General features: G+C 71.5%; 9 protein-coding genes. 2 read left to right on the forward strand and 7 right to left on the reverse strand.

Translation table 11 applies throughout. The features are described 5' to 3' along the window. Positions 1–70 precede the first annotated feature (70 nt). The 5 genes from ACZ6SA_RS27960 to ACZ6SA_RS27980 all read right to left on the reverse strand — a co-directional run bounded on the left by ACZ6SA_RS27960 (position 71) and on the right by ACZ6SA_RS27980 (position 7,170). A complete protein-coding gene (locus ACZ6SA_RS27960; RefSeq protein WP_443152597.1) occupies positions 71–1,078 on the reverse strand; it encodes a C-terminal binding protein in 1,008 nt (335 codons plus the stop codon). Continuing rightward, entirely contained in the window at positions 1,065–2,834 is a 1,770-nt protein-coding gene (locus tag ACZ6SA_RS27965; RefSeq protein WP_347645034.1) for an IlvD/Edd family dehydratase, read from the reverse strand. Before ACZ6SA_RS27965 ends, ACZ6SA_RS27960 begins: the two co-directional genes overlap by 14 nt. Continuing rightward, entirely contained in the window at positions 2,834–4,204 is a 1,371-nt protein-coding gene (locus ACZ6SA_RS27970) for a glucose-6-phosphate dehydrogenase (protein ID WP_465831387.1), read from the reverse strand. The genes ACZ6SA_RS27965 and ACZ6SA_RS27970 overlap by 1 nt, the downstream gene beginning before the upstream one ends. After that, on the reverse strand, positions 4,201–6,030 hold the full coding sequence (locus tag ACZ6SA_RS27975; RefSeq protein WP_465831389.1) for a glycoside hydrolase family 15 protein: 1,830 nt from the start codon (positions 6,028–6,030) through the stop codon (positions 4,201–4,203). The genes ACZ6SA_RS27970 and ACZ6SA_RS27975 overlap by 4 nt, the downstream gene beginning before the upstream one ends. 102 nt (positions 6,031–6,132) lie before the next feature. Next, positions 6,133–7,170: an NAD(P)-dependent alcohol dehydrogenase gene (locus ACZ6SA_RS27980; protein ID WP_347645173.1), complete on the reverse strand. Its 1,038-nt coding sequence runs from the start codon at positions 7,168–7,170 to the stop codon at positions 6,133–6,135. Between the two features lie 203 nt (positions 7,171–7,373). Here ACZ6SA_RS27980 and ACZ6SA_RS27985 point away from each other — a divergent pair, with 203 nt between their 5' ends. Beyond that, the gene (locus ACZ6SA_RS27985) at positions 7,374–8,213 is read left to right on the forward strand and encodes a universal stress protein (RefSeq protein WP_465831391.1); all 840 of its coding nucleotides are present in this window, start codon (positions 7,374–7,376) and stop codon (positions 8,211–8,213) included. An 80-nt stretch (positions 8,214–8,293) separates the two neighbouring features. Here ACZ6SA_RS27985 and ACZ6SA_RS27990 read toward each other — a convergent pair whose 3' ends face one another. Beyond that, positions 8,294–8,905 (reverse strand): TetR/AcrR family transcriptional regulator, encoded by a 612-nt coding sequence (locus tag ACZ6SA_RS27990; RefSeq protein ID WP_347645030.1) that lies wholly within the window; start codon positions 8,903–8,905, stop codon positions 8,294–8,296. Between the two features lie 95 nt (positions 8,906–9,000). On the opposite strand from ACZ6SA_RS27990, the gene ACZ6SA_RS27995 reads away from it, so the two are divergent. After that, on the forward strand, positions 9,001–10,506 hold the full coding sequence (locus ACZ6SA_RS27995) for a carboxylesterase/lipase family protein (protein WP_465831394.1): 1,506 nt from the start codon (positions 9,001–9,003) through the stop codon (positions 10,504–10,506). 52 nt (positions 10,507–10,558) lie between these two features. Here ACZ6SA_RS27995 and ACZ6SA_RS28000 read toward each other — a convergent pair whose 3' ends face one another. Beyond that, positions 10,559–11,716, reverse strand: coding sequence for an amidohydrolase family protein (locus ACZ6SA_RS28000; RefSeq protein ID WP_465831396.1), 1,158 nt, complete (start codon positions 11,714–11,716; stop codon positions 10,559–10,561). Between the last annotated feature and the right edge of the window lie 25 nt (positions 11,717–11,741).

Genomic DNA, 11,741 nt, shown 5'->3' on the forward strand with positions numbered 1-11,741 from the left:
GGCACCAGACGGATAGCGGACAGAGATCCCTCCCGATCGGACGGCGAGCACGATGTCGTGCCCGGGTTCCTCAGGGAGAGCCGGCCGTCACGTCGTTGACCGGGCTACGGGCGCGTCGCCCGGTCAGGACCCGTACGGCCTCTTCCGCGGCGATGCGCCGCACTGTCGTGACGGCTTCCTCGGAGTAGTAGGCGGCATGGGGAGAGATGATCACGTTGGGCAGCGTGAACAGGGGGTTGCGCGGACGCCAGTCCCGCTGTTTCGCGGGCTCCTCCTCGAGGTCGTCCAGCGCCGCGCCCGCGATCCATCCCTCGGTCAGTGCCTGGTGGATCGCCGCGTCCTCCACGATCGGGCCGCGCCCGGTGTTGACGAGGATCGCGGTCGGCTTCATCCTGCGCAGCGTCGTACGGTCGAAGGTGTGGTGTGTCCCGGGGGTGAGCGGCGCCTGGATCACGAGGTAGTCGGCACCTTCCACGAGCTCGCCGAAGGACACCGGCCGCACCTGGCGCGATCGGATCTCGGACTCGTCGAGGAACGGGTCGTGCGCCCAGACCTCGACGCCGAACGCTCTGGCGCGTTCGGCGATGAGCTGGGCGATGAAGCCGAAGGACAGCAGCCCGAACACCCGTCCCCGCAGCCGCCAGATCGGCTCCCCGCTCTGCCACTGCCATACGCCCTCGCGGGTCTCCCGGTCATACACGCAGATCTTGCGGGCGGCGGCCAGCCAGAGCGCGACGGCGTGATCGGCGACCTCCTCCGCGCACCACTCGTTCGGCGCGTTCGTGACCTGGATGCCCCGCCGGGTCGCGGCGTCGACGTCGACGATGTCCACGCCCGTGCCGTAGCGGGCGATCACCCGGCACCGGGTGAACGCGTCGATGGCGCGGGCGCCGACCCGGACGTACTGGGTCAGCAGGCCGTCGACGTCCCGGCCCTTCTCGATCACCTCGTCCTCGCTCTTGCACTGCGCGGCGAGCAGCTCGAATCCGGCGCCCTCGACGATCGCGCGTTCGATGTCCACGTCGCCGAAGTCGTAGTCGGCGATCATGATGGTGCCTCTGGCGTCAGTGCGAGTCACGGGGAATCCCCTTGGTGTGTACGAGGTCCTGGTAGGCCAGAGCCAGCTCCAGGCAGCCTCCGCTGTCCAGTTGCCCGACTGTGGAGCGGTAGATCTCCTGCCACGGTGTCTGGTTCTCGACCACCGGCGGTGTGTGGTCGGCCCACCGCGCGGCGATCTCCTCATCCGGCAGGAGGACGTCGACGCGTGCGTTGTCCACGTCGATGCGGATGCGGTCGCCGGTGCGCAGGATGGCGAGATTGCCGCCGACCGCGGCCTCGGGGCTGGCGTTGAGAATCGACGGCGCGTCCGAGGTGCCGCTCTGGCGGCCGTCACCGAGCGTGGGCAACGTGGTGATGCCCCGCCGGAGCAGCGCGGCGGGGACCTCCATGTTGACGACCTCGGCCGAGCCCGGATAGCCGATCGGCCCGGTGTAGCGGATGACGAGGATGCAGTCCTCGTCCAGGCCCAGTTCTGGATCTTCGATGCGGGCGTGGTAGTCCTCGGGCCCGTCGAAGACGATGGCGCGATAGTCGGACACCGCGCGGAAGTCGCCGGTGAGGACCGAGGTCTTCATGACCGCGGAGTCGAACAGGTTGCCCGTCATGATGAGAAGCCCGCCGTGGGCGGCGAGAGGCTCGTCGAAGGGACGGATGACCGTCGGGTCGGCGGGCGGGGCATCGGCCAGGTTCTCGGCCACGGTACGGCCGGAGACGGTCACGGCGTCGCCGTGCAGGCGCCCCGCCGTCAGCAACGACCGCATGACGGCGGGGACACCGCCGGCGCGGTAGAAGTCCTCGCCGAGGAACTCACCGGCGGGGGCGACGTTCGCCAGCGCCGGGATGTCGGCTCCGACCCGTTGCCAGTCCTGGATCGACAACGGCACCCCGACGTGTCGCGCGATGGCGTTGATGTGGATGGGCACGTTGGTGGAGGCGGAGATGGCCGAGGCGACCATGATCGCGTTCTCGAAGGCCCGCAAGGTCATGATCTTGCGCGGGGTGAGGTCCTCGCGTACGAGATCCACCGCTCGACGGCCTGTGTCGTAGGCCATCTGCGCTCGCCGGCGATAGGGGGCCGGGATCGCCGCGCAGCCCGGCAGGGACATCCCCAGTGCCTCGGCCAGGCTGTTCATGGACAGCGCGGTCCCCATCGTGTTGCAGTGACCGATGCTGGGCGCGGAAGCGCACACGCGCGCCATGAACTCGTCGTAGTCGATCTCCCCGGTGGCCAGCAGCCGCTTCGACTGCCAGATCACCAGCCCTGAGCCGGACGCGCCGATCCGCTCGCCCTCGCGATAGCCGTTGAGCATCGGCCCTCCGGACAGGACGATCGCCGGGATGTTCACCGTCGCCGCCGCGGCCAGGCACGCGGGCGTGGTCTTGTCACAGCCGGTCGTCAGCACGACCCCGTCGAGTGGATACCCGTAGAGCACCTCGACCAGCCCGAGGTAGGCGAGGTTGCGATCCAGCGCGGCGGTCGGGCGTTTCCCGGTCTCCTGCAGCGGATGGACGGGGAACTCGAGCGGGATGCCACCGCCGTCGCGGATCCCGTCCCTGACCCGGCCGGCGAGGTCGAGGTGGTGGCGGTTGCAGGGCACCAGGTCGCTGCCCGTCTGGGCGATGCCGATGACCGGCCTGCCGGACCGGAGTTCGGCCGGGGTCAGCCCGAAGTTGAGATAGCGTTCGAGATACAGGGCCGTCATCTCCGGGTTGCCGGCGTTGTCCCACCAGATCTGGCTGCGCAGGGCGCCCGTGGCGCGCTCCGTCGACGGCATCAGCTGCTCCTCACCGAGGCAGGACCGTCCGATCCGGCCGGATACTCGCCAAGCGGCGCCAGATCCCTCGACCAGGCCGACATGACCGGCGCGAGGACCCGCCAGGCCTCTTCGGCCTCGTCGCCGCGGATGGGCAGGGCCGCGTTCCCCAGCAGCACGTCCAGCAGCAGGCGGCCGTAGGCAGGCAGTTCGGAGGGCGCCGGCCGTGCGGTGAGGGTCAGCGGGGCGAGAGTGCGGGCGTCGGTGCCGATGCCGGCCAGCGCCAGGGTCATGCTCTCCGGCTCCAGCCCGAAGCGCAGCACGTTGGGCTCGGCCTCCTCCCCGAGGCCGAGGGGCAGGTGCGGGACGGGCCGGAAGCGTACGGCGACCTCTTTGCGGTCATGGCCGAGCGCCTTGCCGGTGCGGAGCCGGAAGGTCGTGCCGGACCAGCGCCAGCTCTCGAGCTCCAGCTCCACCTCGGCGAAGGTCTCGGTGCGGCGTCGCGGGTCCACGCCCTCCTCCTCGGCGTAGGCGGGCACGTCGCGGTCGCCGGCGCGGCCGGCCAGGTAGCGTGCGCGGCGAGTTCGGCGTACGACGTCGTCGTCGGTGAGCGGGCGCACCGAGCGGAGCACGTCGATCTTCCGGTCCCGCAGGTCGCGTTCGCCGAGGCTGAGCGGCGGTTCCATGGCCACCAGGCACAACACCTGGAGCAGATGGTTCTGCACCATGTCCTTCAGCGCCCCTACGCCGTCGTAGTAGCCCGCCCTGCCCTCCAGCGCGAGGGTCTCGTCCCAGATGATCTCCACCTCGGAGATGTGGGCGCTGTTCCAGAGGGGCTCCAGGACGCGGTTGGCCAGCCGGCTGCCGAGCACGTTCTGGACGGTTGTCATGGCCAGGAAGTGGTCGACACGGAACACCGCCTGCTCGGGCACGACCCCCGCCAGCAGCCGGTTCAGCTCCACCGCGCTGTCGAGGTCTTCGCCGAACGGCTTCTCCAGCACGATCCGGCTGCCCGGCGGCAGGTTCGCGGCGCCGAGGGCGGCGACCACGCCGGGAAAGATCGCCGGCGGGAGGGCGAGGTAGACGGCGACGGGACCGTCACCGGCGACGAGCGAGGCGATGTCGGCGGCGTCGGTGGCGTCCGTCCGCCGGTACCGGGCGCGGTCGGCGATCGCCTTCCTGGTCTCGCCGGACTCCGCCGCGGCGTGCCGGTCGAGCTGGTCGGACGCCCAGCGGCGGAACTCCTCGCCGGTCCAGTCCCGACGGTCGGCGCAGACGAGTTCGAACCGGTCGCCGACGTGGCCGGCCGCGCGCAGGGCGGCCAGGGCCGGCAGCAGGAAGCGGGCGTTGAGGTCGCCGGTGGCGCCGAGGATGACGAGGCGGTCGATCATGCCGGGGTGCCTCCTTCGGCTCGTGCCAGGTTGACGCCGCTGGCGATGATCCCGATGTGGCTGAACGCCTGCGGAAAGTTGCCCATGAATGTCCCCGTGGACGGGTCGATCTGCTCGGGCATCAGCCCGACCGGGTTGGCGCGGGCGCACAGCGTCGCGTACAGGTCCGCGGCCCGGTCCCGGTGGCCCTGCAGGATCAGGTTGTCGACCAGCCAGAAACTGCACAACACGAAGGCGCCCTCGTCGCCGGCCAATCCGTCGGGCGAGTCCCCGTGCAGGTAGCGGTAGAGCAGGCCGTCACCGGCCGACAGGCGTTCGGCGACGGCCGCGGTCGTGGCCGCCATGCGCGGGTGGTCGGCGGGGACGACCTTGCGCAGCGGCAGCGCGAGCAGGCTGGCGTCCAGGCCGCCGCTGCCGTCGAGGTGCTCGCTCAGGCACTGCTTGTCCTCGTTCCAGGCCTGGTCCAGGATGAGCCGGCGGAGTTTCTCCGCGGTGGCGCGCCAGGTGTCGATCGGCCCGGACAGGCCGAGCCGCTCGCCGATGGCCGCGGCCCGGGTCAGTGCCACCTGGCACATGCCGACCGAGTAGGTGAAGATCCGGCCTTCGCTGCGTACCTCCCAGATGCCCTGATCCGGCTGCTGCCACGTGTGCGCGGCGGCCTCGGCCAGCTCCGCCAGACCGGACCACAGCGCCGGCTGGAGCTCGCGGCCCGGAAGCAGCCACTGGTCGGCGCAGTCGAGCACCTCGCCGTAGACGTCGTGCTGGCGCTGGTCGGCGGCGCCGTTGCCCCAGCGCACCGGAGCCGAGCGCCGGTAACCCTCCAGGCCGGCGTCGTGGACCTCTTCCGGTACGGGGCGGCCGTCAAGGGTGTACATGATGCGCGGACGTCGGCTCTGCTCGAAGGCGTCGAGGACCCAGCCGAGGAAGGCGTCGGCCTCCTCCTCGAAGCCGACGCGGCGCAGCGCGAACACGGAGTAGGCGGCGTCACGGATCCAGGTGTAGCGGTAGTCCCAGTTGCGCACCCCGCCGATCGGTGCGGGCAAGGAGGACGTGGGCGCCGCGACGAGTGAACCGTTGCCCCAGTCGTCGCACAGCTTCAGCGTGATCACCGAACGCCGGACCAGCGCTTCCTGCGGGCCTCGGTAGCTGCACTTGCGCATCCAGCGTCGCCAGGCCTCGATGGTCTGCCGCACCATCGCCTCGGGGTCGAAACGGTGATGGCGGTGGATGCGTCCCCACGACAACACCAGATCGAGGCGGTCGCCCTCCTGAAGGTCGTGCTCGGTGCGCAGGCCGGTCAACGGACGGTTGGAACGCAGATGCAGCCGCAGGTCAGGCCGCCGGGAGGCGCTCACCTCCAAGCCGCCGTAAAGGGCCCGCGCCCGCCCGCCGCCGCGCGGCTCCAGCTCCGCCCGCAGCCGCACGGTCCCGGCCCGCACGACCGCGGACCGGACCAGCTCGCCCCGGCCGCCTCCCGCGTCGTCGCTGAGGTCGGCGCCGGCGCGCAGGGCCAGCGCGTCGGTGATCCGGACCAGGCCGGTCGGGCCGCGCAACTCGGTCACCAGCACCGCGGTGTCCGGCTCGTAGAACTGCCGGGCCTCGCGCAGGTCGTCCACGGTCAACGTGAAGTGGCCGCCGTGCTCACGATCAAGCAGCCCGCACAGCAGCGGCTCGCTGTCGAAGCGGGGCAGGCACAGCCACGGGATCGAACCGTCGACGCCGGCCAGCGCCGCCGTCGTGCCGTCGCCGATGAGGCCCAGGTCCTCCAGCGCCGGATAGCCCTCCTGGCGGCGCACCGGGCGGAAAGGTGGATCGAGATCGAGCATGTCTGCGTTTCTCCTCCGTACCGACGTGCCACCGCCGGAGAGGGGGATGCTCCTGGTGAGCGGACGTTGCCGCTGTCCGTTACCGACAATGACCAGCTTCCGTCACGAGAACGTGATCAGCACTTTCACCATGTCGTCGAGCTTCTTGTCCGAGACCTCGAAGGCGCGCTCCATCTCGTCGAAGCGGAACGTGTGGGTGGTCATGCGCGTGGGATCGAGCCGCTTGCTCTCCAGTACGCGCAGCAGCCGTTCCATGCGCAGCCTGCCGCCGGGGCACAGGCCGCTCGTGATCGTCTTGTCGGCCATCCCGACGCCCCACTCGACGCGGGGGATGCGTACGAACTCGCCTTCTCCGTAATAGCCGGTGTTGGACACCGTCCCACCTGGTTTGGTGATCTTTATGGCGGTCTGGAAGGTGGCGTCCGCGCCGAGGGCTTCGATGGCGGTGTCCACGCCCTGCCCCCGGGTCAGGTCGAGGATGCGCTCGACGACGTCCTCGGTGGTGAAGTCGACGATCTCGTCGGCGCCGTAGTCGCGGGCGAGCCGCTGCCGGCCGGCCACCGATTCGACCCCGATGACCAGGCCGGCGCCGCGCAGCTTGGCGCCCGCGGTGGCCATGAGGCCCACCGGGCCCTGGGCGAGCACGGCCACCGTCCCGCCGATGGGGATGTTGCCGTTCTCCGCGCCCATGAACCCGGTCGAGAGCATGTCGGCGCAGTAGACCGCCATCTCGTCGGGGACGCCGTCGGGGATCTTCGCCAGGTTGGCGTCGGCATCGTTGACGTGGAAATACTCGGCGAAGACCCCGTCCTTGGAATTGGCGAACTTGAACCCTCCGAGTGGTCCGCCGGACTGCGACGGATGACCGTTCTGGGAGGCGAGATCGCCCCAGTCGGGGGTGATGGCGCCCACCAGGACGCGGTCGCCCGGCCGGAAAGCCGTCACCTCGCCACCCACCTCGTGCACCACGCCGACGCCCTCGTGGCCGAGCGTCAGGTTCTCCCGCGGCCCGATGCCGCCCTTGACGGTGTGGGAGTCCGACGTGCAGATCAGGGCGGTGGTGGTTCGCACGACGGCGTCCAGGGGCCCGGGCCGCGGGACGGGCTTGTCCATCAAGCCGACCTGTCCGATCTGCTTCATCACGAACGCTTGCATCGTGCCCCCGAATGTTCCCCGTGTCCGGCGTCGCCGAGAACGCCGCAAACACGCCCAGCTCTACCCTGTCGATCTCGGCGTCTAACGTGAGCCCTTTCGTCGCGGACTGTCCGCGGATGGCCGTCGACGTGCACGGATGCCCGATCCGGGAAGCATGGCGTGAGGGGAGAACTCATGGGGAGGCCGATATGGCTCGACCGATCGTGGCCGCCGCGGACGGCTCCAAGGCAGCGAACGCGGCGGTGCAGTGGGCGGCGGGCGACGCCCGGCGGCGGCGACTGCCGCTGAGGGTCGTGCACGTGTGCGAAGGGGCGCTTGCCGGCGTCGACACCAGGACGTACTGCGAGGGGATGGTGGCCGCCGCCGCCGACCGCGCCCGCGCCGCGGGGGCGGTCGGCGAGGTGAGCACCGAGTTGCTCAGCGGGAATGTCGTCGACGCGCTGATCGGCCAGTCGGTGTCCGCCGACTCCCTGGTGCTGGGCAACAGGGGCAGGGGAGGATTCGCCGGATTGCTTCTCGGCTCGGTCAGCATGGCGGTCGCAGGACATGCCGCCGGGCGCGTCGTCATCGTGCGTGAATCCGTCGCCGGGGAACATGGCCGGATCGTGGTGGGCGACGACGGCTCGGACTGCGCGGCGCAGGCGGTGGCCTACGCCGTCGAGCAGGCTCGCGCCCGGCGTGCGTCGCTGGCCGTCATCTACGCGTGGAACATGCCGATGGTCTCCGCCTACGCATCCGGGTACAGCGACCTTCTCGAGAACGCGAGCCGGGAGGACTCGCGTGCGGCTCGGGAGCGGGTGGTCCGCTGGCGGAAGGACCATCCCGACATCGAGATCGACGACCGGCAGGTGTGCGAGCACCCGGTCCTCGCCCTCGTCGACGCCTCCGCCGCGGCGGACCTGGTCGTGGTCGGCTCCCGCGGGCTGGGTGGTTTCACCTCCGCCATGCTCGGGTCGGTCGGGCACGGCGTGCTGCACCGTGCCGCGTGCCCGGTCGCGATAGTGCGGCCACGCGGAGAGACGTCATGAGCGTTCGCGCGTGCCGCGCAGGCGTACGGCGCTGACCTCGCGCTCGGGGCCTGAAGTCGCGGTGCCGGCTTGGCTGGAGGTCACGCGCTCCGGCCGTTCCCGCTGAACAGCCTGTCCAGATGCAGATCGATCGCGGCAAGGGCGTCCCCGGGCCCGATCACGCCCAGTTCGATCAGCGGGGTGAAGCCGGTGAGGGCGAGAAGCAGGTTGGTCTCGGTCGCCGGGTCGCGGCCGGGGTCGATGTGCCCGTCGGCGACCGCCTGGCGGACCAGCTGCTCGACCTGGGCCCGTCCGTGGGCGAGACCCCGGCGCGCCTGCTCGTGGACGGCCTCGTCGTGCAGCGCCTCCAGGACGTAGGCGGCGCTCATCCGGCTGGTCGCGCGGGCGTCGGCATGCAGGGGGAGCATTTCCGCGAGCGTCAGTCGCAGCACGTCACGGGGGTGCGGACGGTCACCGAGCTTCTCGAGTCCGTGGCCGACGCGTAGCGAGGTCTGCTCGGACGCGAAATCCATGGCGAAGGAGAGCATGGCGGCCCGGGAGGCGAAATAGTGCTGCAGCTGCCCGAGGGAGATGCCCGCCTCCCGCGCCACCACGCGCATCGTCAGATGCGCGACGCCGCGCTGCTCCACCACCCGCCACAGCGCGCGGGCGATCGTTTCGCGGCGTCCTCGGTGATCCACCTGTTTGGGCATTGCCGGCCTCTCTCTCGCACCCCGAACCTTTCTCATACAGTTGACATAATACAGTTGACTTATAACCTTGGACTCCACTCGAGGAAGGAAGCGCCATGCCTGAACGACTGCCGGAACAGCCAAGGGTGCGGACCACGGAAGGCGTGGTGCAGGGGCGCCGACGGCAGGGGCACGCGGTGTTCCGCGCCATCCCGTACGCCCAGCCCCCGGTGGGAGCGCTCCGCTTCGCCGCGCCCGCGCCGCCGCACCGCTGGGAGGGGACCAGGCAGGCGACGGAGTTCGGCCCCGTCGTGCCGCTGTCCCTGCCGATCGACACGGGTCCGCCGCAGGGCACGGACTGGCTGACGCTCAACGTCGGCACTCCGGATCCGGGCGCGGCAGGACTGCCGGTGCTGGTGTGGATCCCCGTGGGCGGTTACCTCTCGGCGGCGTCGAGCGACCCGATGTTCGACCCGGCGGCGCTGGCCGAGGCGGGACTCGTCGTGGTGAGCATCAACTGCCGCGTGGGCGCGGAAGGTTTCGCGTTCCTCGACGACGCGCCGCCCAACCGCGGATTCCTCGACCAGATCGCGGCGCTGGAGTGGGTGCAGCGCAACATCGCCGCCTTCGGAGGCGACCCCGGCCGGGTCACCGTGGCCGGGGTGTCCGCCGGAGCGGGGTCGGTCGCCGCCCTGCTGACGATGAAGCCGGCGCGCGGCCTCTTCCGGCGGGCCATGGCCCACTCGGTGCCGGGCCTGCACAGCACCCCCGCGCTGGCACGGCAGGTCACCGCCGCGCTCGCGGACCGGCTCGGCGCGGCGGCCCCCACCGCTGCGGCCCTGCGCGACATCGACCCCTGGCACCTGGCCGCGGAGCTCACCTCCTTCAACGCCGGCCTCCACGCACACCGGGAGAGCTGGGGACGGCTCACGGAGACCGGCACCGCCCTGTGCCCCGTCGTCGACGGTGAGGTCCTCCCCGAAACGCCCTGGCCCGCGCTGACCGGCGGGCGCGCGAGCGGGACCGAGCTGCTCGTCGGCCACACCCGGGACGAGTTCCGCTTCTTCAGCGTCATGAGCGGACGACAGGGCACCTACACCGAGCAGGACGCCCAGGCCGCCCTGGAACTGCTCGCCCCGCAGCCGCACGGCCCCGAGGCGTACCGCGCCGCGTTCCCGCAGGCCGGCCCGGAGGAGCTGGTGGAGACGGTGTACTCCGACGCCCTCTTCCGCATGCCGTCACAGAAGCTGGCCGAGGCCAACGCCGCAGCCGGCGGCACGTCGTACCTGTTCGAACTGCGCTGGACCGCCCCGGTCCTCGGCGGCGCCCTGGGCGCCTGCCACAGCCTCGACATCCCCCTGGCGTTCGGCACGCTGGGCAGCCCCGTCGGCACGCAGCTCATCGGCGACGAGCCCACCCCCGAGGCCGTCGCGCTCTCCCGCGAGCTCAAGGAGGCATGGGTCCGCTTCGTCACCACCGGGGACGCGGGATGGGCCGCCCACCGGCCCGATCAGCGGCTCACCCGCGTCCTGGACGCCGAGTCGCAGACCCGGCCCTACCCAGAACAGGCCTCCCGCCGGATCTGGGAAGGCCACTTCCCCGCCCCCTTCGACCTCTCGTAAGTGCGGGGACACCGCAGGTCAGGACGTCTCGACGCGCCCCTCGAAGCCCGCGTCACAGCCGGTAGATCCGGCGGGCGTTCCCCGAGCCGATCATGTGGGCGACCCTGGCCGCGTCCGCGGCGCTCCACTCCCCCGAGCCGAGCCTGGCGCGCAGCGCCGCGCCCATCGCCCGCCGGTAGGAGAGCGCGCCCAGGTAGCCGGTCTCGGCCACGGAGTGGCAGCCGGAGCCGAACAGCTGCTTGTGGAAGGGCGCCAGCTCCAGCAGCTCCTCCACGACCCTCGCCGAGGCGGCGGCGGTGTGCGGGAGCGCGAGCCCGACGTCCACGTAGACGTGCGGGTAGAGGCCGGCCAGGTAGGCGGCCTGACGGTGGAACGGGTAGCAGTGCAGCAGGATGACCGGCACGGCGGCCGGCTGCAGCGCCCTGACCAGGGCGCCCAGCCTGGCCGGATCGCTGCGGTGCAGGTCGGGCCCGGAACCGCTGAAGCCCGTGTGGAACTGCACGGGCAGCCCCCGCTCCCTGGCCACGTCGATCGCGATCCACAGCAGGTGGCGCAGCAGGAAGGGGTCCGTCAGCGGCTCCTTGGGGTCGGACAGCCGCCGGTTGACCGCCGCGATCACCGAGCCCCTGCTGGGCCGGGACGGGTCGAAGTCGAGGCCGTAGAGCGACCCGATGACCGTCGTGAGCCCGACCGCCCTGGCGGCCCTCGCGGTCAGCTTCTCGCCGAGGTCGTCGAGGTAGTCGACGGAGATCTGCGCCGTCTCGGCCACGTCGCGCTCGACGGCCTCGATCCGTACGAGCTCGTCGGCGGCGGCGCCGCCGTGCCGGCCCATCTCGGTGGCCGACAGCAGCTCGCCGTCCTCCCAGGCGCCGGCCGGTTCGGTGTCCACCAGGAAGGCCACCACGCCGGCCGCCGCCAGGAGCCGCCGGTTGACCTCGCCCGCGCCCAGCTCGGCGCGGCGGGCGAGGTAGACGGCGGGCGGCGCGTGCGGTTCGAGGTCGAGCAGCGGCGCGCACCAGCGGCGCACCGCCGCGCCGAACGGCGTGTCGAAGTGGGTGGTGCCGGGCGGCGCCGGGCTGCCGCCCTCGTTGATGAGCAGCTCGAACTCGGCTCTGGTCAGGTCGTCCCGCCGCACCCCGTGACAGTGGTGGTCGACGAGCGGGGCGAGCAGCGCGTCGCGTACCGTGCCGGGCAGGTCTGCGGGGAGCATGCGGGAACTCTAGGCGAGCCCCGCA

Source organism: Nonomuraea sp. NPDC049378 (genome assembly GCF_055586745.1).